The 20,460-nt window shown below is 60.5% G+C and carries 16 protein-coding genes; 10 read left to right on the forward strand and 6 right to left on the reverse strand.

Annotation, left to right across the window (positions count from 1 at the left end):
- Positions 1-45 precede the first annotated feature (45 nt).
- Complete coding sequence (locus ABD727_RS09230) at positions 46-2,325, forward strand: glycoside hydrolase family 3 N-terminal domain-containing protein (RefSeq protein ID WP_344708059.1); 2,280 nt, start codon at positions 46-48, stop codon at positions 2,323-2,325.
- 7 nt (positions 2,326-2,332) lie between these two features.
- Here ABD727_RS09230 and ABD727_RS09235 read toward each other — a convergent pair whose 3' ends face one another.
- On the reverse strand, positions 2,333-3,679 hold the full coding sequence (locus ABD727_RS09235) for an MFS transporter (RefSeq protein WP_344707116.1): 1,347 nt from the start codon (positions 3,677-3,679) through the stop codon (positions 2,333-2,335).
- 724 nt (positions 3,680-4,403) lie between these two features.
- On the opposite strand from ABD727_RS09235, the gene ABD727_RS13970 reads away from it, so the two are divergent.
- The 5 genes from ABD727_RS13970 (at position 4,404) to ABD727_RS09255 (ending at position 12,416) form a co-directional block, all read left to right on the forward strand.
- Positions 4,404-4,733 carry a recombinase family protein gene (locus ABD727_RS13970; RefSeq protein WP_425566784.1) on the forward strand — a complete coding sequence of 110 codons (330 nt, stop codon included), beginning with the start codon at positions 4,404-4,406 and terminating at the stop codon, positions 4,731-4,733.
- 86 nt (positions 4,734-4,819) lie between these two features.
- A complete protein-coding gene (locus ABD727_RS09240) occupies positions 4,820-5,140 on the forward strand; it encodes a hypothetical protein (RefSeq protein WP_344707117.1) in 321 nt (106 codons plus the stop codon).
- Between the two features lie 716 nt (positions 5,141-5,856).
- Positions 5,857-8,553 carry a PD-(D/E)XK nuclease family protein gene (locus ABD727_RS09245; RefSeq protein WP_344707118.1) on the forward strand — a complete coding sequence of 899 codons (2,697 nt, stop codon included), beginning with the start codon at positions 5,857-5,859 and terminating at the stop codon, positions 8,551-8,553.
- A complete protein-coding gene (locus ABD727_RS09250) occupies positions 8,554-11,715 on the forward strand; it encodes a UvrD-helicase domain-containing protein (RefSeq protein WP_344707119.1) in 3,162 nt (1,053 codons plus the stop codon).
- Complete coding sequence (locus ABD727_RS09255; RefSeq protein WP_344707120.1) at positions 11,715-12,416, forward strand: 3'-5' exonuclease; 702 nt, start codon at positions 11,715-11,717, stop codon at positions 12,414-12,416. The genes ABD727_RS09250 and ABD727_RS09255 overlap by 1 nt, the downstream gene beginning before the upstream one ends.
- Positions 12,417-12,526: 110 nt before the next feature.
- Here the strand turns inward: ABD727_RS09255 and ABD727_RS09260 are convergent, their stop codons facing one another.
- The 4 genes from ABD727_RS09260 to ABD727_RS09275 all read right to left on the reverse strand — a co-directional run bounded on the left by ABD727_RS09260 (position 12,527) and on the right by ABD727_RS09275 (position 15,079).
- On the reverse strand, positions 12,527-12,922 hold the full coding sequence (locus ABD727_RS09260; RefSeq protein WP_344707121.1) for a hypothetical protein: 396 nt from the start codon (positions 12,920-12,922) through the stop codon (positions 12,527-12,529).
- Between the two features lie 75 nt (positions 12,923-12,997).
- Positions 12,998-13,834 (reverse strand): haloacid dehalogenase-like hydrolase, encoded by an 837-nt coding sequence (locus ABD727_RS09265; protein ID WP_344707122.1) that lies wholly within the window; start codon positions 13,832-13,834, stop codon positions 12,998-13,000.
- Between the two features lies 1 nt (position 13,835).
- Entirely contained in the window at positions 13,836-14,318 is a 483-nt protein-coding gene (locus tag ABD727_RS09270; RefSeq protein WP_344707123.1) for a hypothetical protein, read from the reverse strand.
- A 14-nt stretch (positions 14,319-14,332) separates the two neighbouring features.
- Positions 14,333-15,079 (reverse strand): hypothetical protein, encoded by a 747-nt coding sequence (locus tag ABD727_RS09275; protein WP_344707124.1) that lies wholly within the window; start codon positions 15,077-15,079, stop codon positions 14,333-14,335.
- Positions 15,080-15,288: 209 nt separating this feature from the next.
- Here ABD727_RS09275 and ABD727_RS09280 point away from each other — a divergent pair, with 209 nt between their 5' ends.
- From ABD727_RS09280 to ABD727_RS09295, 4 genes are all read left to right on the forward strand, one after another.
- Positions 15,289-15,753 carry a hypothetical protein gene (locus tag ABD727_RS09280; RefSeq protein WP_344707125.1) on the forward strand — a complete coding sequence of 155 codons (465 nt, stop codon included), beginning with the start codon at positions 15,289-15,291 and terminating at the stop codon, positions 15,751-15,753.
- Between the two features lie 79 nt (positions 15,754-15,832).
- The gene (locus ABD727_RS09285; RefSeq protein ID WP_344707126.1) at positions 15,833-16,237 is read left to right on the forward strand and encodes a hypothetical protein; all 405 of its coding nucleotides are present in this window, start codon (positions 15,833-15,835) and stop codon (positions 16,235-16,237) included.
- A 40-nt stretch (positions 16,238-16,277) separates the two neighbouring features.
- Complete coding sequence (locus ABD727_RS09290) at positions 16,278-18,359, forward strand: AAA family ATPase (protein ID WP_344707127.1); 2,082 nt, start codon at positions 16,278-16,280, stop codon at positions 18,357-18,359.
- Entirely contained in the window at positions 18,349-19,410 is a 1,062-nt protein-coding gene (locus ABD727_RS09295) for a hypothetical protein (RefSeq protein ID WP_344707128.1), read from the forward strand. Before ABD727_RS09290 ends, ABD727_RS09295 begins: the two co-directional genes overlap by 11 nt.
- Here ABD727_RS09295 and ABD727_RS09300 read toward each other — a convergent pair.
- Positions 19,407-20,408: a helix-turn-helix transcriptional regulator gene (locus ABD727_RS09300; protein ID WP_344707129.1), complete on the reverse strand. Its 1,002-nt coding sequence runs from the start codon at positions 20,406-20,408 to the stop codon at positions 19,407-19,409. The genes ABD727_RS09295 and ABD727_RS09300 overlap by 4 nt on opposite strands.
- Positions 20,409-20,460: the final 52 nt, after the last annotated feature.

Consider the following 20,460-nt stretch of genomic DNA (forward strand, 5'->3'; position numbering starts at 1 on the left):
TAACCGGTTACGGTGCTCCCGGACGCAAAGATGAGGACCACGCCTATGCTCGATACCGCCATTTCCCGTCGGGCCGCGATGATGGGTGCGGCGTCGGTCGGCGCATGGCTGGCCAGTCCGGCGCGCGCACTCGTGCAGGCGGGGGGCGGGCTGCCCGTCCCGGCCTTCGTCGACCAGCTCATCGGTCGGATGACGCTGGAGGAGAAGGCCGGACAGCTCAGCCTGATGGCCGCGGCCTGGGGAGGCAGCAAGGCGATCTCCCTCAACCCGCCGAGCGGAGGGCCGAGCTTCGAAGGCCAGGTGGAAGAAGCGCGGCTGGGACAGCTGACGGGCGTGTTCAACGGCAACAGCGCCCGGATGGCGCGGATCATGCAGACCGCGGCCGTCACCGGATCGAGGCTCAAGATCCCGCTGATCTTCGCCGCCGACATCATTCACGGCCACCGCACCATCTTCCCCGTGCCGCTGGCCGAAGCCGCCAGCTTCGAGCCCGAGCTTGCCCGCCGCACTGCCGAAATGGCCGCCTTCGAAGCGGCGGGCGCCGGCATCGACTGGAACTTCGCGCCGATGGTCGACATCGCTCGAGACCAGCGCTGGGGACGCGGCGTGGAAGGCGCTGGCGAGGATGTCCTGCTTGGAAACCTCTTTGCCGCTGCGCGGGTCAAGGGCTTCCAGGGAACCGACTTCCGCTCGACCGAGCATATGCTCGCCACCGCGAAGCACTTTGCCGCCTATGGCGCCGCCGAAGCCGGGCTCGACTACAACACCGTCGACATTTCCGAACGGACGTTGCGCGAAGTCTATCTTCCGCCCTTCAAGGCAGCGCTTGATGCCAATGCTTTGTCGGTCATGGCGGCCTTCAACGAGCTGTCGGGGATTCCGGCGACCGGCGACGAATGGCTGATGACCGGGCTGTTGCGCGGCGAGTGGAAGTTCAAGGGCTTTGTCGTTTCCGACTATACCGGGGACGAAGAGTTGATCGCCCATGGCTTCGCCAAGGACGCGCGCGAAGCGACCAAGCTCGCCTTCCTCGCCGGAGTCGACATGAGCATGCAAAGCGGTTTCTACCGCAAGCACCTGCCGAGCCTGGTCCGCGCCGGCGAGGTGCCCGAGGAGCGGGTGAACCAGAGCGTTCGCCGGGTCCTGGCCATCAAGGCCATGCTCGGGCTGTTCGACGATCCGTTCCGCCGCATCGACGAGAAACGCGAAGCCGCCCGCTCGATGATGCCCAGGGCGCGAGCCCTCGCCCGTGAAGCCGGTCGCAAGTCGATCGTGCTCCTCAAGAACGATGGCGGGCTGTTGCCTTTGCCGCGGTCGGGCAAGCGGATCGCGCTGATCGGGCCGTTCGCAAGCGGGCCGCAGAACCTCAACGGGCCGTGGGTCGTCTACGGCGACGATGCCAAGTCCGTCGACCTCGCGACGGGAATGCGTGCCGCTCTGCGCGACAAGGGTTCGCTCGTGGTCGCCGCTGGCTCGGGAGTGGAGGAAGCGATCCCCGGCGGGATCGACGCAGCGGTCGCAGCCGCTCGCCAAGCCGACCTCGTCGTGCTCGCGATCGGCGAAAGCTTCAACATGTCGGGGGAAGCGCAGTCCCGGACCGAGATCGTCGTCCCGGCGCCGCAGCAGGCGCTCGTCAAGGCCGTCGCGGCGCTAGGCAAGCCGATGGTCGTCGTGCTGAAGAATGGCCGCGCGCTTGCCCTCGACGATGCTGTGAACGGCGCGCAGTCGATCCTCGTGACCTGGTTTCTCGGAACGGAAACGGGACACGCCATCGCCGATGTTCTGTTCGGAGCGTACGGCCCGTCCGGCCGTCTGCCGGTCAGCTTCCCGCGTGCATCCGGTCAGCAGCCCTATCATTATGCGCACAAGCCGACGGGACGCCCCAATCCGCCGGGCGACAAGCTGGAAGAATATAAGGCGCATTTCCGTGGCATCACCAACAGTGCGCTTTATCCGTTCGGGCACGGCCTCACTTACGGCCAGATGGAATATGGCGGCCTGACCGTGAACGCGGGAAGCGGCGAGGAAATCATCATCACCGCGACCGTTTCCAATCGCGGCAGCCGGGCCGGGGAGGAAGTGGCGCAGCTGTACATCCGCGACCGCGCGGCAAGCATCACCCGCCCGGTCCGCGAGCTCAAGGCCTTCCGCAAGCTGGCGCTGGCGCCCGGTCAGTCGGAGCAGGTCCGCTTCGTCCTGCGCCGCGCCGACCTCGCGTTCATCGGCCGCAATAATCGGCCGGTTGTGGAGCCCGGGGAATTCGATGTCTGGGTCGCCCCCTCGGCCGAGGCCGCCGGGGTCACCGGTCGCTTCGTCCTCAGCTGAGGCGGCCCTAGGCCAGTTCGCGCACGATCCTGCGGTGGACTCCGCGGGCCAGCGGATTGAACATCATCGCGACGCCGCTGAGCAGCAGGAACAGGAATGGCGTGAGCGCGACCGACCAGCGAAGTGCTTGCAGCGTTTCGCTGCTCGCTGCCTGATTGGCGACATAGCCGGCGCTTCCCATGGTCCAGCCGAGCAACGCGGTACCGAGGCCGATGCCGACTCGCTGCAGAAGGGTGGCGAGACCGAAGGTCATGCCCTCGACATGAACCCCGGTATGGCGGTCGCCGAATTCGATCGTGTTGGGCAGCATGGCCCAGAAGACGAAGTTGAGGCCCATCAGCATGGCTTGGACCGCGACCAGGAAGGAGGTTGCCGCTCCGGTGCCCGCAACGTCGCTTGAGGCGAACAGGAGCAGGCTGGCGGCCGCGCCAGCAGTGGCCACGAGCCAGGTCCAGCGCAAGCCGACGGCCCGGGCAAGCAGCATCCAGCAGGGGACAGCAACCGTGCTGACGAGGGCCATGGAAGCCAAGGCGAGCTGTCCGCCTTCCGGCTGTCCCACGGCATATTTGAAGAAGTAGAGCACCGACTTGTTGAGGAGCGTCGCGCCGATCACCATCGCGGCCATCGCTGCGACGAGGCTGACGAAGGCACGATTGTGCAGCAGGCTCGAAAATGCGGAGCTGATGCTCGCCGGGCGCTTCGAGGAGGCTGGTTCGACCTCGAGTTGCAGACGGCCAACCAGCATCAGCAGCAGCGCTCCGGCCATGGCGAACGCGAGCGCCGCACCGACAAATCTCGTTGGCCCATCTTCTACGCCGGTTAGCCACCTGCCGAGCGGCCCCGTCCCCAGGGCGACGAGCACGGCGGCGCCTGTCCCGAACAGCATTCGCGTCCCCGCGACAAAGGACCGGTCCCCGCTGTTGCGGCTGACCCGTCCCGACAGTGCAAGGTAGGGCAGGTTCACTGCGGCATAGACGGTCCGGAACAGGATGTGGGTGGCAAGCAGGCCGGCCATGCCCCAGACACCGCTCGCGATCGGAGGGAGATAAGCGGCCACGAAGGTCAGGGCCAGCAGCGGCCCGCCTCTACGCAGGACGGCTGGACGGATAAGGTGCGGCTTTCGCTCCAGCAGAAGCCCCATGCAGAGGCTGACGACACCATCCCAGATCGCGCCGACTGCAAAGATCGTCGCCGCAGCACCGATGGGAATGCCAAGGACGTCGGTGTAGTAGAAGAGCAGGAACAGCATGCTGCTCTGCCAGAACAGATTGAAAGCGAAGTCGCCCGAGGCGAACCAGATCAGGCGCCACTTGCTCGCTCTTGGAACGACCTCCTCCCCCCTGTTGGCAGCCATAGATCTCGCTCCGAACGTTGAGGGCATGACATCGGCACTCGAGCATGCTGCAGGCTTGAAGAACGAAGACCTACTCTTGTTTCACTGGCGGTCTCAACAACTGACAAGTCTCACCGTAATCTGCCAGCAGGGGGGCCGCGCAGCGCTCACGGAATGTTGTTTTCGCCGGGCTGGCCTCCACCCGGATCCACCCTCCGCCCGGACATCTCGACCAAAGAAAAAGCCCCAGAAAACCGCTTGGTTTTCCGAGGCTTTTTGAATGGTGGGCGTGGCAAGGATTGAACTTGCGACCCCTGCGATGTCAACGCAGCGCGTAATGCAAAAATGGCGGAAAACAGCACTTGAGAATATCGGTTTGCACCCGATTTCACCCCATTGTACCCGCATTTCGAGCATTTTCACCCGGATTACACCCGGATGGATTCCGGTTTGGGCCCAACAGCTTAGCGTGAGGACTAATTACTAAGAGGTTGGCTTATGCATTGAAAATGGCTGGGGCGGCAGGAGCCCCAGCCAATTTCCACGATCCAAGCCTGCACAGGCACTTAGCACAACACAAAGATGGTTTGTAGCGTCGTTATTGTAGCACAACTTTGTAGCAGACCCCGCGCATAAGGGCGGCGGAGTACTTGGGCGCTCAGGATGGCGCACCAGATGATCCCGCTAAAGTCGATCTAAGCAAATAATTGCTGACAGATCTGAAATGTCATGAGAGCCTTTCCAGATGAGCAAACGGGTCGCAATTTACACTTCGCTCACCGCAAGCGAGGACCACAGTGCTATCGAAAGCCAAATACGCGACCTCACAATCGTGGGTGAGGAACTGGACTGGGACTTCGTTGCCTTCTACGCCGATCAGCCTAGCGAGGCTGTTGGGCGAGAAGAACGGCCTGGATTTGACGCTCTGATGCGGGCGGGCGCTCGTGCTGAATTCTCGATGGTAGCTGCCTCAACCGTAGGCCGACCAGGCACTTGCGTTTCCGAGTTGAAGGCTATGCGTAGCGCCCTGAAGGCTCATGGCGTCGATTTGTATCTGCATGGGTGCGAGGCATGAGCCCACCGCCGCTGAACCCATGGCTTCCAACTGCGGCCTCGTTTGGCAGACCCAAACCTCAACCTCGAACTCTCCTACGAACACGGATGACCGCAAGCACCTCGGTCCAGCACGCTGTGAACTTTCATGCTGGGACTGCATCAGCCACGATCACGATTGAAGGTGCAGAGGTCAGCTACCCCGAGCCGCTCGACGACGACGGTTATCCCGCTCCGGGATGTGCCGAGTGGCTCATCAGCGCGGCGAAAATTGCCTGTGACGCTGATGCTCGACCTCGTCTTCTCATCTGGCCGGACGGCAGCAGCACCAGCCTCGCCCCTGATGACTCCCTTCAGCACTTCCCGCCAGCACGTTACAAGCACCTGTCGAAAAACGGCTGGCCACCAATCCGATGGTGGAAAGCTTAGTGACTGGCTCCCTCCCATCCAGACGAGTACGACCGTATATGTCGCACGAAGCTCCTAAGTATCGTGCCACTGCAGTCGTTCCGTAGAGCGATCAGCCCGATCAGAAGCATCTCCTTGGTGCTCAGGGGAGTGTCATGCGACCAATGACCGAACAGGCCCACAACGAAAGGCTCAATCGTTCTAATGCCAGCTACCCTCTCCTGATCGTCAGGGTGATGCCAGCGGTGTACGTAACCGTGCCCATCGTCGTTGAGCTTGGAGAGGAAGCCACGTGCTTTGGCCTACGATCCAGCTTTGTTCGGCATCCTGGGCCTCTCTACGAAGAGGGCGGCGGACTAACCCGCAGGCTCAAGGAGCACGTCATTGGGGGAGTAGCCCTCGCATCCGCCGCAAGGCAGCGTAGAATGTGTGTTCTGTGGTCGATTTCAGATGCGACCTGCGTCGAGCCTGACGGCAGCATCCGAGAGGGTGCCGGCCCGCCGACAGGAGGCCTCACCTTTCGCGGCAGAGCACTCTAATGATTTTTCAGTTTGTTCGTCCGCTACTTACCGCAAGCAGCTGAGAGGCCTTTTCTTGTTAGATCTTCTCAACAATTGCTGGATAGAGGTAGCGACAGTTGAGCGGGTTGACGGCTCGGTCGGCCAAAATGAACTAGCCGGAAGCGACGATGCAGGGGCGGCCCCCTTAGTAAGCGTGCCGGCGCGGGGGAGCGCGTAATGAAGCTGGTGTTTGGCTTGGCTTGCGACGGAGAAAGCTACCCTGATTTTCCAGGTCGAAGTGAAGGCGTGTTCGGCGCTGCAGCCGTCGGGCCCTTGGGCCTTCTCAGCGCAGTCGAATTGCAGCTTGGGCTTACCGGCCCTCAGGTATCCCAAGCCGCCCGCGTGGCTTGCTATGCCTCCAAGCTGAGGACCGCACTGGAACACAATTCTGAGCTCTTCTTCGCACAATCGGCCGCACTCGACTCATGGGCTACAGCAACGACGCTTCTACAATGGCGAGATGAGCTTGTAGTTGGTGGCTGGACCATGGCGCCAACTGGGTCCGAACGCCCAGATGCGCTGGCAGCCATTGAGTGCTCTGGTACCGAACTACCACCCGGGGTTGCGGACAGACTACAATCCGTCCGCCGCGCCCTTGAGACCGGCCCCTCGCTTTCCATCGAGTTCCTTCAACTCGTCGAGAACCTTGAGACCTTTCCTCCTCACTTGCAGAGCTTGATCCAGCAGCTCGCATCGTGCGGCGTAGCCGTAAGGGAGCCTCAGCTCGAAGTTGAGGCCGCGCCTGGCGACCTTGGGTTGATTCAGCGCTTTATGGGGGGGGGAGCTGGCGGCCACCTAAAGGGTGACGGCAGCTTCGTGCATGTTCAGTCAGATACGGCCCTGAGCGGGGCTGAGGCCGTGGCCGAGTGGCTCGCTCGTGGTAGCGAAGAAGAACTTCAAGGCACCGTTGTCATCAGCGAAGACGGCGACACGGCGCTGCTTGATCTTGCCCTTGAGGCTCGCGGCTTGCCGGCCCTCGGCCAATCGAATGCTTCTCCGTGGCGAGGAGCGCTTCAAGTGCTGCCGCTCTCGTTTGCAGCTGCCTGGGCTCCCTTCAACGCCAAAGCATTGCTCGACCTGCTCATGCTTCCGCGCCCGCCTATTCCGCGCAAAGAAGCACGTAAGCTCGCTTACGCGCTCAGTCGCGAACCCGGTACTGGTGGAACCAGGTGGGCAAATGCGTGGGCAGAGATCGAGGCCGACTTGGACGCGCGCGTCGTCGGCGGAGAGTTGACCCGCTCTAAGGCTGATAAACTGCTAGCCAGCTGGCGCGAATGGACGACTGCCGGCAGCTACACCCGCACCGAGGGCATGCCTGCGAGCAGTGCAAGAGCCATTGCTGCTCGCGTGGGACAATGGGCGCTTCAGTCCGATGCCGGCAACGAGGACCCACTTCTGCTTACTGTCGCCGGAGCAGCACGCGCGCTTGCTGAAGCAATCGACTTTCTCGACCTTGATACCCTCCCCGCTCTTGTCCTTGAACGCATGCTCGAACAGGTGCTCGCAGACGGAGCCAAGAACCCTGCGCATATTGCAAGGGCTGGCGGCCTGCGCTGCGTCGTAAGTCCTGCTGCCATCTGGAAAAAGGCGCCGCGGATCATCTGGTGGAATTTAAAGGGCCCTGGTGAGAAGGCGCCTTTGTCGCCATGGACGAAGGCAGAAGCGGGCGTCCTAGCGGCAGCGGGTTGCACCCTTGAGGCACCGGCCACCTTCGCTCGCAGGACAGCCTTGGCGCACGCGAACGCGGTACGGCGTGCGGGCGAGCGCCTCCTGCTGGTGACCCCGGCCCTGTGCGGCGGCGAACAAACAACCAGTCACCCACTTGCCCATCAGCTCGAGTCGATGGTGGCACCAGTTCGCGACCGGGTTACCTGGAGGGCCGAGCGTCTTTTCGAGGCCAGTGGCGAGTTCCTTGCCGGTCGCGAGCTGCGCCGCGAGCGCCTGTCCGTCGACACTCCGCCTCAGGTACGTGCTGTCTGGTCGCTGCCAGAGGGCGCCCGCGCCAAACTCGCCGGCCGGGTCGAAAGCGCCACCAGTTTTGAGCGCCTAGCTGACTGCCAAATGCGCTGGATGTTGTTGGAAGTTATAAGGGTTTCCCGGAGCCGAGTAGCGGACGTCCCCGGGCCGGACCAGTTGCTCGGCAACCTGGCGCACGAAATTGCCAACCGCGTGCTGCGACCGGGAGTTCCGGATGATCCCACGGCCATCCTTGCCGAAGCTCAACATGAATTTGAGAGAGCTCTTGAAGCAATCGCAACCCCTCTTCAGCAGCCCGAATATGCGGGAGAGCTTGCAGCCGCCCGTTCACGAGTTCCGCAGGCACTCGCGCAGCTCGCAGGCATGCTCAGGGAAATGGGGGTCGAGATTGTTGGCACGGAGCTCGAGCGATCTCGAGATTTTGGCCAAGACTTATCTGTGAGCGGCCGCCTCGACCTCGTGGTCCGCCATCCTGTTCACGGGCTTGGCGTCATCGATCTGAAGTGGAGCAGGAGCGTGAACCGGCGACGCACGGAGATTGCCGAGGGTCGTGCCGTGCAGCTGGCCACGTATGGTGCTGTTGCCGACGACGTCGGCAGCGAGCGAGCCCAAGGTGCCTACTACCTCCTCAATCAACGGCGCCTGCTAGGGCTTCCCGGCAGCTTTCTCGCCGACGAAGCAATCGAAACGGAGAGATCCCTCGAGGGCACCTGGACGGCGATGGTCACGACTTGGCGCTCCTGGCGCAACCTCGCGCTTAAAGGCGCTCTTGTTGCAACCGGGGCAGAAACTGCGGAAGATCATATCCCCGCTGACTTGCCCCTCATGCCTGGCACAGAGCCATGCCAATATTGCGAGCTAACCGGATTATGCCGTGTTGCTGCGGAGACAATCTAGGTGAGCGCCTTGAAGATCAAGACCGTCGTCGCTTCCGCTGGCACCGGCAAGACATACCGGATTGTTGGCGACATCGCGCAAGAGGTTGAACGGCGCGAGCCTGAGGAGATCGTCGCGACGACGTTCACGGTCAAGGCCGCAGACGAACTCATCGAGCGCGCGCGCGCCAAACTCTTCGAGACCGGCAAGGCCGAGCAGGCCGCCAGATTGCTTGGCGCTCGCTTCGGAACCGTCAACGCGATCTGTGGGCAGATTGTGGCCGAACATGCCATTGCGCTTGGACGCTCGCCACGGGTCGAGGTGATTGCCGAGGAAAGCAGCAAGCAGATATTCGCTGTCGCTGCCGACGCGGCCATAGAACGCCACGCACCGGTGCTGAATGAACTCGCGGAGGCAATGGGCTTCTTCGAACCAAAGCAACCGCATGAACGGGAGAGCTCCGACTGGCGTGTCATCGTTCAACGCATCATCGAACTCGCTCGCTCAAATGGGATTGGCGCGGACAGCCTGAGCCCTTCGAGCGACCAATCGATAGCGACCTTCCTCGAGTTGCTTCCCCAGCCCGCACCAGACGGCCATCGGCTGGATCAGGATCTTGCAACCGCCGTCTCGGCGGCTGTGGTCGCGATACCCGCTGAAGTTAGTGCGACCGCCAAGCCCTCGGTGAAGCTCCTACGCCAAATCGACGCAGCCAATCGCCGTGGGGAGAAAGTGTGCTGGCCAGATTGGGCACGCCTGTCCAAGCTGAAATGCGCGAAAAAAGACGGGCCGCAACTGGTCGCCGTCCTGGATGATGTCTGCCGGGCGGCAAGTCGGCATCCCGAGCACCCACGGTTGCGCCAGGACTGTACGCGCTTCATTCAAGAGCTATTCTCCTGTGCTGCGGAAGCACTGTCTGCATTTCAGACATACAAGTCCGAACGCGGCTTGCTGGACTTTACCGACCAAGAGGCGCTCGCACGTGAGGCGCTGCAGAACCCGGTTACGGCGGCGCGCCTCAGCGAGCGGATCGGACGCCTGTTCGTAGATGAGTTCCAGGATTCCAGTCCGCTGCAGATCGCAATCTTCACCGCGCTGGCTCCACTGGTAGACGCAAGCACGTGGGTCGGGGACCCTAAGCAGGCAATCTACGGCTTTCGGAACGCAGACAGCCTGTTGACCCAGGCTGCGTTTGCCGGAGTGGCTGCGCAGACATCCGATCCTCAGGACGTGCTATCCCGTTCTTATCGCAGCCGTGAGAGCATCGTCGATTTCGCCAATGCAGCCTTCGCGCCGGCGCTCGAGGTAATGGGTCTCGCTCCAGAGGAGCACGCTTTCTCCGGCACCGCCCGCCGAGAAGATGGGTTTGACTCCGGACCACTTTCAGTTTGGTGGCTCGAGGGCTCCCTCGACGACCAATATGCAGCACTGGCGGGAGCAGTCCGGGATGCAGTGAGCTCAGGCTCACAGTGGAGGGTGGGCACAAAGTCCGATGACGTCAGGCCGATGAGGCCCGGCGATGTGGCTATTCTTTGTCGTACTAAGAGCGACATCACTAAGATCGCTGGGGCCCTTAGCGCTGTAGGTGTCCGGGTCGCGGTCGAGCGTGAAGGCCTTACGCGAACACCGCATGTTGAGTTGGTCGTCGCGGCATTCCGCTGGGTTACAGATCCGACTGACACCCTGGCCTTGGCTGAACTCGCTCGCTTTCTAGCGAACGATCCCGAATCCGATTCGTGGCTCGAGGCGCTCGGCGGCGATGATCAGCGAGCTGCGCTGCGCGCAGCCGTCCCAATCACGCCGCAACTCGAGGGGTTGCGTGAGCAGGTATTAGGATTGACGCCTGGGGAACTCATCGACGCTATTGCGCTCCTACCCGAGGTGATCGGTCGTATCGAGTCCTGGGGCGACGTTGCCGCTCGTCTGGACGACCTCGAAGCCTTGCGTGGCTTCGCTCGATCCTACGAGGCGAATTGTTTCAATGCGGGCACTCCCGCTACGTCCTCGGGCTTGCTGCTCGCACTCTCCGCCCAGGAACCGAAGCGGCCACCGAGCCTGCGTGAAGATGCCGTGAAAGTCATGACCTATCACGGGGCAAAAGGCTTAGAGTGGCCATGCGTGATCCTCACTGGTCTTGCCAAACAACCGCGATCTCGCCTGTTCGAGCCAGTCGCAGAAGCTGACGACGAAATCGACTGGCAAAACCCTCTGCATGGTCGTTGGATTCGCTTCTGGCCGTGGCCTTACGGCAGTCAAAGCAAGGACGTTTATCTTGACGCTAGTGCGGCAAACTCCCCTGCTGGCCAGCAAGCCTATGTACGGGCACGAGACGAGGAAGCGCGTCTTCTTTACGTCGGAGTCACTCGAGCTCGTGACCACCTCATTTTCGCTCCCGCTCTCAAGAGTCCGCTGAACTGGATTTCAGTTCTGGATGGTAACAGCGTGACTCATGTGGACCTACCACGGGACCGTGAAGGAGCAATCAAAGCAGGAGAGGAGAGGTTCGCAGCTGCGGTGGCAGTTCTTTCGGCTGACGAGATCACCGCGTGCCGCGAGATTTCTCCCGCATTTGGTAGCAGCAAACGGGAGGTGCGTGAGCGCCCTCCCCTACATCGACGCCCAAGCTACGCCGTCGATAGTCTGTCCTATGAGGTCGTAGAACGCATCGAGCTTGGTGGGCGTCTGCCCTTGGCGGGAGAGGCCGACATGCGCCTGTTGGGCGAAGCCGTGCATGCGATCATTGCAGCTGACGACCTGCTCGCCTCACCCGACAATAGGTTGCGTCTGGCTCAACGGGTCTTGAGCAACTGGGGAGTGCATCAGATCGCGGCGCCTGATGTGCTTGCTGCACATGACCGACTTGCTACTGAGCTTCGCAAGCGGTGGCCGAGCGGGCGTGTGCATCGTGAGACCCCAGTGTCTGCGCACGTCGCGGATCAACTTGTGAACGGTCGCATTGACCTCCTCGTCGAGCACGAGGGCGGTTTTGCGATCATCGATCACAAATCCTTCCCGGGTTCACGAGACCAATGGGACAGAAAGGCGACCGGCTATGGTCCGCAACTGGGGCTCTATGCAGAGGCGCTAGAGAAAGCCCGTCCAGGGTCGATGTGCGACCTCTACGTGCACATGCCCCTTGTTGGCGCGCTACTCCGTGTGGCGCCGGCGAAGAGCCACGGCTGATGCGCTTCCGTGTAATCGATCTTGAGACCACCGGCATGGAGCCGCCGGCCGAGATTCTGGAGTTCGGGTTTAGCGATGTCTTTTGGGATGATCACAGCCTCTCGATAACACCGCCTATTGCCTGGCTGTACCGAGCCCTCAACGGCATTCCACCAGAAACGATGGCTGTACACCACCTCACAGAAGCGGACTTCGGTGCGGATTGCTTTCCGTGCTCAGCAGGACACCTGCGCGCCGCCATCTCGTTCGGTACTCTACCTGATGTGCTCGTCGCCCATAATTGCGCGTTCGAGCGCAAGTTTTTGCCAGCGGAGGTCACCGGATCCCTTCCCTGGATCTGCACCTACAAGGTTGCTCTCCATGTTTGGCCCGATGCTCCCAAGCATGGCAACCAAGTCCTCCGCTACTGGCGAGGGTTCTCGCTGGATAATTCTCTGGCGATGCCGCCCCATAGGGCCGGCCCAGACGCCTGGGTAACAGCTCACCTCCTGCGGGATTTACTGCAAGTAGCGTCGGTCCAGCAGATGATCGATTGGACAGAGCAGCCGCGTAGGATCGCAAGCCTTCCGTTCGGGAAGCATCGGGGTGCGGAGTGGAAGGACGTGCCAACCGACTATCTCACCTGGATGTTGAACCAGGACATGGAAACTGACCTGCTCTGGCATGCAAGGCGGGAGGTCGATCGCCGAGCTACGCGGTAAGCCAATTAGAATCGACCGACGCTAAACACACGAGCGCAACTCCACCTTACGCAGGAATTGAGTGTTTTGGACTGAGAATGGGACTGACAATTGCGGCGGAGTTTCTCTAGTCAGTCGCGTCGGACTGAAATCATCAGATCGAACTCGACGTCATACAGTTGATCACCATCGTCGCTGAGATCATAACCTCGATAGTTCACCTGCACTCGAATGTTCTTCAAAGCTATCGACACCCAGTGGTCGGCGTTCGTCACGGGCTGCTCAGTCAGATGAGCAGCATGATTCAGACGGTGCAGTGCTCCGAGTATCTCTTCGGCAACGAGCAGTCTTTGCTGCTCCACAACCTTTGTCCAATTCTCGCTCGTCACCGGTGCAAGATCGCTCAAAGCTAAGAACGCAAATGGCTCAATTCTCGTCCCCGGAATGGCTCGCTCGCCATCGGGATGAGCAGCACATTGCGCTGCGATCTTTTCAGCCCATTTCGCAGCGATCGTCTGATTTTCCATGACCCTTGCCATCGACCCGTTCTAAAAGCTTACCTAATCCGAAACGCTAAGACGCTCCCGCGACCAATCGTCCGCCTACCTGTGGGCCGGGGGCGCCATTCGCCGAAGGGCTCCTCGGACTGTCACATCCAAGTGCGAAGATTCTCGATAATCGGCCGGGGCGACATAGCTGACGCGATCTTCCGCAATCAGCAGTTCCATCTTTTCACGGGAATTTGCCGCCGCCCACTCCCTTGGATCGAAAACCGCGATGGATGTACCACCCTGGAGCCGAACCATCTTCATCGCTGGGATGTCAGTATCGCCATCACCGATGAAAATCATGCGCTCAAAAGGGACCGGGCGCTGCTTCATGGGGATCCAGCGGTTTACACCACTGTCGTCCCAGGTCGTGCGTAAGCCTTTGTTGATCCGGAATAGAAACTGCGTTTTGCCGGTGTAGTTGATGGCGACGGCCGGCCATTGAGCGATGCCCGACTCGGAATAGCTGAACCCGGAGGCGAAGATGTGCGTGAACTCGCTTCCGATCGGGCTTGCCTCGATCATCTCGCGGAGCCCCGAAGAGACCACGAAGTGCTCACATTTCAACCCAAGCGATCCTGCAAATGAATTGATGCGAATGAACCACTCTCGCACTCCTTCAAAGAGCGGGAGTTCAGCGCCGTGCTTGGCAAGATCCGCCCTTGAGAATGGGGTCGCGGACCGTTGCAGCATCAGCTGCATGTAAGTGAGTATACCGTCGGCGTCTTGTCGCTCCGCTTCCGCTTTCACCTCCGCCCAGAACACTTGCGGATCGGAGTAGCCGAGCTCCGGAATGAAGGAGTGCTCCTGCATTGATCCAGGAGCCAGCGTTCCGTCGAAGTCATAGACGATGGCGACCGTCGTGTTCGCCTGAATCGTGACGTCACTCAACTCAGTATCCCTCGCCTTCCATGGTCCACCAAGGCTCTTCGAGGGCTTCGAGACGCCTCAGCTCTGCTTCTATGCTGATGCCAGTTGCTCGCTCAGCTTCTTGAATCGGAGCCATGCCTCCGGCGCGGAAGTTCGGCCATCGGTGGCGGCAAGTACCGAGAAGCTTATTCTGAATCGGCTGGGAATAAGCCGTCCCGCGGTGGTGAACGTACAGCTGACCGAGAGACTGAACGCATGTTCGAGCAACATGCCAGCTCGATTCCGCTCGGTAGTCGGGCGTGTGGATATCTAAATAGCAGTAGCCCGGAAGGTTGGCTTTTTCGACTAGCTCGATCGAGCGGATCAGCTCTATCCCCAGTAAGGCATCGTCAAGACCATCAACATACTCCTGGACAGTGCGCATATATTCGAAGACGCGATCTTCACCTTTGCGGTCCGGCAGTGGTGCACCTTCAAGTGCGGTCTGCAGCAACTCCGCGATCATCACTTTACTCCTACTCAAACATCGTCATCGGTGTGGGTGAGCTGCCACAAGAACAGCTCATGGTGCTGTGTACGAGCGTCTGCCACGAACTGGCTGTATTCCGGCCAGACCGGCTCGAGATCCCATTTCTCGGGACCTTTATACCGACCAGCGAGGAGGCGCTGAGGCCAGGGCTGACCTTTCTGACAGACACTGCGATGCAGCAGCCCGCTAGGCTCGAAGAAGTTGGAGTAATTACCGCCGAAGGCGTGACCAGGTTGGATGAGCGCGAGGATCGCCGGGGCAATCCGCCGTGCGCTGTAGAGCGCCTGATACGCCGCCGCCCCATCTGCGAGCAGAAACAGCATGGAGAAGCGCTCTGGCCCATGCTCGGGGCCAAAGGCGGCGCTTCGCTCAAACACATGCCACGAGCAGAAAGCTGCGCTCGTTTGCTGAAAGGTCGCATGCCGCGTCATCGCATCAGCTTCGGCCGCGGTGGGATGAACAGACAAGCAGTTGTTGCTTTGAAGTTCGCTCTTCGCGACGTCACGGCGGGCAAGCTCGTGATAACCGCGAAACCCTCCTTGCTGAAGCGCGACCTCAAGCGCGTCCTTGGTGCACGAATAGTCTACGTAGATGAAGGAAAAGACCGATCCGGAGAGAAGTGCGATGGGATCGCCGTCGAACCCGCTTGCAGGATAGTAGAGCGAGCCGTGCAATAAGTCGTCAAGGGGAAGCTGGGCCGGGAGATGATCGCTGATGCCAGCGAGCCAACGGGGCACATGCCTCCTTCGTTCTCCGGATGTCAGCAGCCCCCGCACGTCGCCCCCCCCCTGCCCGCCTGAGCAGCTCGCGCCGGCTGACGCTTAGTTGTGAGGAGCAAGCTTCAACTGCGCAAGTAGCAAACGACCGTGACCACACGCCTTCCCGACCGGGTTTGTCGTAGGTCCAGACCAAGGTTCTCTCACGCCTAAGCCGAGGGGACTTTGTCATGGCGATCTTTCTCGCCTTATTGTTTCTTGCCCTGGTCCTTAGTCGGATCGCACGGGTGATTGTTGCCCTGATCGCTTCTGTGTTGGGCCTCTATCTGGTCTGGGACAATCTCTACACGGAAACCGACGTGGGACCCGGCGTCATTGAGGTCCGCAAAGCCGAAGCAAGTCTGATCGGTGCTCCAGCAATCTCTGTTCCTGTCCGGATCGAGCTCCAGATTACCAATCATGCAGCCGCTGAGCTCGAAAGTATCGATGTGGTCGTAACCCTGCTGGACTGCCGTGAGCCAATTGATCAGGCTTGCGAGCAGGTCGGCAAAAAGGTTGTCCGACTGCAGCTGCTTGCGCCTTCAGGCAAGTCTCGCAGAACGGACGGCTGGGTTCATTTCGAAAATGTCCCTTCAACCGTAGGCGCGCTTAAGGCCGACATAAAGGTCGTGGGCGGAGTTCTGGACTGGAGCTAGAATGCTGGATCTCCCTGCCTCAGCCTTGCGACTGATAGGCCGAGGACTCATCCTCCTTGCGGTTCTCACCTGGCTGTTAATGGAGAAGGCTCTGAACTGGGCTTTGTGGGACAGGATCGTTCCGCCAAGCCTGGTTGAGCTGAACCACATCAATTGGGAACAGCACGATTATGCAACCCAAGGTGATCAACAGTTCACCGTATGGGTCGAATACCGGAATAGAAGTCCGCTCCAACTTGTCGGTCTGAGCGCTCGCTACCGTCTGTACGACTGTATGGGATTAAGTACCTGCTTGATTGTGGACACGCAGGACCAGGCCATCTCGATGCTGACCCAACCAGGGTACCGCGGACGCTTTCAAGGCAGCTTCATCGTGCGTCGTATGGTCGATCCGCGTGGACACCTGCGCATAGAAGTCCGAGTACTTTCAGCAACGGGTCAGGACAGCAAAGAAGTGGCTTGCGCGCAAAACGACCAAAACTGACGTACATCGATGTTCTTCTGGCATCTCCAACCAAGAGGAGGTGCTTATCCGTCGCCGTAGCCGTTTCAGCCAAAATCTGCCGGGCACCATGCCGAAGGGCGAGCGCGCCCTACTAGCTCATCTTTCAGTAGAGGCACTGCCGCAGATTACGCGCAAGCTTCCGGAACACATGCGAGAGTCTGTCCTCGACCTCGCGGACCAAATCGGAAGCGAGCTGGGCATGCGATGGTCGCGCGCCGGCACGCGAGGTTGGACCGACGAGGAGTTTCAAAACGCGATTGGAGAACGGATTGGGCAGTTGCGAGCGGCGCTCCCACGCCGGCGTTCGACCGGCTTGGATGCCCGATTGCAGTGGCTCGGGCGCACTGTCGATCTGGACCAACTGGACGTCGACATTCTGCGGCATCTGGTGCGCGCTCGAATGTTTGAACCTTACAGCCAGCTCCTTCAGCTCTTCGTCAATGGTCCTCGGGTGAGCAACGAGGTGCACATTGATGTGCTTGCTGCACTTCTCGGCAAGAGCGCGATGACGGTCCACAAGCGGATGGAGCCAGGCTCGGCACTTCTAAGTGCAGGGTTAGTGACCGATTGCCGCGGAGGCGATTGGACAGCGAGCGCACTGGCGCTGCGTATCGCTCAGATGCCCACCAATCAGCCTGCAAAGCTGGCAAAGGGGCTGCTTGGCTCGGCTCCTGCTTCGACGCTCAACTGGGATAACTTTACGCACCTTGGCGACCTGGGGGAACTTGCTCGAAAGCTCGTGCACGAGTCCTCTCGTCGCCGGAGTGGGTTGAACATCCTTCTCTACGGCCTTCCAGGCACCGGAAAGTCGGAGTTCGCTCGCGTGCTTGCTCAAGCCTGCGGACTGTATGCGGTGATGGTCGGGGCGACTGACGAATTTGGCACCGAACCCGAGCGCTCCGAGCGCTTGGGTCACCTCGCCATCTGCCGCTCGCTGGTGCGGCGTTCGTCCGAACATCTGCTGATTGTCGACGAAGCGGAAGACCTGATGATCCAGCCTTCCTTTCTCGCCAGCAAACACTCCAAATTGTATCTGAACAACCTGGTTGAGCGCTCAACCTCCCCGACGATCTGGATCGTTAATGATCACAATCTGCTGGGCAGCGCTGTTCTGCGACGAATGACGCTGGCAATCGAGTTCCGCATGCCTAATCGAGCCTTGCGTCGCAAGCTTGTGGGCGAAATGGTCGAGCAGCAGCGTCTGTCCTTTGAGCCAGCCGAGCGCGACAACCTCGCGGCCGTGCAGGTCGCGCCTGCGGTCCTGCGGAATGCTGTCCAGGCGGCTGCGTGGACGGACCGCCACGCGAGTACGGCCCTCGCCGCCGCCTCCTCGATTGCTCGCGCACTCGGAGCGGAGCCAAACACTCTATGTGGACCCGCTGTGCGCTTCGACCCGTCGCTTTGCGGCGCCGACGTAGACCTCGAGTTCCTGGTCTCGCGCCTTGCTACCGCTCGCATTCCCAACTGGTCGCTTCTTGCTTCGGGGCCCCCAGGCACCGGCAAGAGCGCGCTGGCACGCTACATCGCAGGCCGGTTGAGTATGGAGGTCATTGAGAAGCGCGCTTCGGACCTGCTCAATATGTATGTGGGCAATACGGAAAAAGCGATCGCGGCTGCCTTCCGCGAAGCTGCCGACGCACAAGCCATGCTGATCATCGATGAAGCAGACTCCCTCCTACGTGATCGTCAACAAGCCAGCCGCGGCTGGGAAGTCAGCATGACGAACGAGATGCTCACTTGGATGGAGCGGGCGACCACGCCCTTTGTGGCCACAACGAACTTGCGCGAGAGCCTCGATCCAGCGACCTCCCGACGCTTCGTCTTCAAGATCGCATTCCGATGGCTTGATGCCCCTCAGGCACGCGCCCTGTTCTCGCACTATTTCGGCGAACGACCACCCGCCTGCTTGGACCGGCTGGATAATCTCACTCCGGGCGACTTCGCGCTCGTTGCCCGGAAAGCACGGTTGCTCGGCGAGGAGAGTGCGGCAGTTCTCACGCGCATGCTTGAAGCAGAATCGGCAGCGAAGCCCTCCGCCGCGCGGGCACCGATGGGGTTCCTGCCGCAGGCTCAAGCTCGGAGCGCAGCGAATGCAGCCTGATTGCCTGCATATCGATCTTGGTCAGCCTAGCCGCTGGTGGTTGGACGAGGTAACGCGCCTTGACGAGCAGGCCTCCGGCTTTGCCGGTGCCGCTTTGCGTGCATCAAATCACCGTAGATTGGTGATCGCTGCATGCCTTTCGCAAGAGCGTTTCGCGCGAGAACTGCGGGACCCGAACAAAGCAGATCTTATCGAGACGCTGCTCACATGCCGGCACAAGCACCTGCTCAAGGACGCGTTCGGCAGCTGTCCACCAGGGTTTCGTGGTGCAGTAAGGCGGCTCACATCGCTGTCTCTGGACCGCTCTGCATTCACCCGGCTTTATCGCATATTCAGCCAGGCAGAGATGCGCTCAGCCGCTCGCACGCTCATGCAATGCAAGAGCCTGGTGCCTCGTACGATCGAGCTTTGCGTGAAACTGCCGACATCATTCCGAAGGCCTCGCCTCCTCAAGAAGTACGTGGGCGCGGATCACGAGGAATTGCTCACGATCCTCAGCATGGCCAAGGTGTTCAGGCCTGAACTTACGGAGGGCGACTTACGCTCATATTCGAAGTGGCTGGCAAGCAAGGGGTCCGTTCCCAAGCTACTTCATAGACTGATTGGGAAAGCATCTCTGCCTCCTGATCCTGTGGGCGTCAGTGGCGAACTCCGGCATGTGCAAACAGTGGAAGAGCTCAAGCGGGTTGGTCGGCAATTTAGAAATTGCGTGGGGACTCTCGTCATCGATGCCGTCGCAGGAAAAAGTCATTTCTATGTGGGCGAGATCGGAGCGGAGCGAGTTATCGCGCACGTTCAACAGCTAGGCGGAAGAAGTAACTTTGTGCTTTCGCATCTCGAGTCACCCAAGGGCGAACAACTCTCCAGAAAAGCCGATCAAATGATCGAGGCGGCTTTCCACCGGAAAGGAGTACAGCGGCTAGCAGGCCAGGCCCCTCAGGACCCTTGGTGGATCATCGAGCGTGTTTTTCGAAGCCTGGAAGTGGAAGCGCTTATTGATGAAGCCCTTCTCACAGAATGGGGAAACTCGGGAGTTCCCGAGCTATGCTAGGAGGAAATGGTTTGGTCAGCTGCATGGCGCGCTCGAACCTTCTCGAGCTCGCTGATGACGAGCTGTCTCAATTCATCGGGCTCGACAACTTCGGCGCCCCCTCCCCAACTCATAACGTGCCGCGCCACCTCGAGGACGCCTCCTGCTGCAAAGCAGACCTCAAGGGAGCCGTCCTTGAGCGTCTTCATTTCCTGCGTCTCGTGGAAGAAGTAGGTTCGAGCGGCAGGAGCAATGTCTGCATCGAAGCGAATCCGGATATTTCGCCGCTCTTCCTGGAAGACACCGAATGATCGTGAGGCATAGGCATCGATGCTAAAGCTCTCTGGAGGGCCGCTGAAATAATCTGCAAGAGCCACCTCTTCGATACGATCCAAACGCCATAGAACTGGATCAGATTTCGCTTCTTCTGGGCCAACGAGATACGATGCTGCCTGGCCCCACAAGAAACCGTAGGGTTCGACGCTGCGCCTCCGAGCGTCTCCATCTGAGCGCGTGTAATAGAAGTTGAGCCGCCGGGAGCTGAGGATTGCCTCACGCAGAAGAGCAAGCGTGCTCTCATCCACGACCGAACTGACGCGAGGAGCGGACGCAGTCAGCTGAGTGTCGCGAAGTGTCTCGAGATCCGGATCAACTTTTCGACGCACACTCGGCCGCTGCGCTGAGCGGATTTTGCTTGCCAAGGATCGCAGCGTCGAAGCGCGAGCTTCCGCCCCGCCGCGTTCTAAAGCGTCGGCTGCGGCCTCAAGCTCGGCAAGCTCTTCGGCAGACGGCGACTGCATGAACCCGTCGAGACCGCCGCTAATGCGGAAGCGCTTGAGCCTTCCATCGGAGACCTCCTCCACATTCGGGAAGACCAGCCGGAGCGCGTCTCGCATTCGCTCCACAGTTCTACGATTGGCACCAAGAACATGTGCCATCTCATCGAGCGTCAGACCTTCAGCATTGCTGGCTAGCGCCTTTGCCAGATCGAGTAGCCGAACAACCTTGTAATGGCGCACTGTACCTGTCCGTCTTGTCGAGGAGCCCCTGTATGGCGCGAGCAAATCAACG

Origin of the sequence: Sphingomonas swuensis, assembly GCF_039538045.1 — a bacterium.
Classification (GTDB): Bacteria; Pseudomonadota; Alphaproteobacteria; order Sphingomonadales; family Sphingomonadaceae; genus Sphingomicrobium; species Sphingomicrobium swuense.

Bases quoted from the DNA above. Each gene is read 5' to 3' on its own strand.
- ABD727_RS09230 (WP_344708059.1), top strand. From the start codon at position 46: ATGCTCGATACCGCCATTTCCCGTCGGGCCGCGATGATGGGTGCGGCG.
- ABD727_RS09235 (WP_344707116.1), bottom strand. From the start codon at position 3,679: ATGGCTGCCAACAGGGGGGAGGAGGTCGTTCCAAGAGCGAGCAAGTGG.
- ABD727_RS13970 (WP_425566784.1), top strand. From the start codon at position 4,404: ATGAGCAAACGGGTCGCAATTTACACTTCGCTCACCGCAAGCGAGGAC.
- ABD727_RS09240 (WP_344707117.1), top strand. From the start codon at position 4,820: ATGACCGCAAGCACCTCGGTCCAGCACGCTGTGAACTTTCATGCTGGG.
- ABD727_RS09245 (WP_344707118.1), top strand. From the start codon at position 5,857: ATGAAGCTGGTGTTTGGCTTGGCTTGCGACGGAGAAAGCTACCCTGAT.
- ABD727_RS09255 (WP_344707120.1), top strand. From the start codon at position 11,715: ATGCGCTTCCGTGTAATCGATCTTGAGACCACCGGCATGGAGCCGCCG.
- ABD727_RS09260 (WP_344707121.1), bottom strand. From the start codon at position 12,922: ATGGAAAATCAGACGATCGCTGCGAAATGGGCTGAAAAGATCGCAGCG.
- ABD727_RS09270 (WP_344707123.1), bottom strand. From the start codon at position 14,318: ATGATCGCGGAGTTGCTGCAGACCGCACTTGAAGGTGCACCACTGCCG.
- ABD727_RS09280 (WP_344707125.1), top strand. From the start codon at position 15,289: ATGGCGATCTTTCTCGCCTTATTGTTTCTTGCCCTGGTCCTTAGTCGG.
- ABD727_RS09285 (WP_344707126.1), top strand. From the start codon at position 15,833: ATGGAGAAGGCTCTGAACTGGGCTTTGTGGGACAGGATCGTTCCGCCA.
- ABD727_RS09295 (WP_344707128.1), top strand. From the start codon at position 18,349: ATGCAGCCTGATTGCCTGCATATCGATCTTGGTCAGCCTAGCCGCTGG.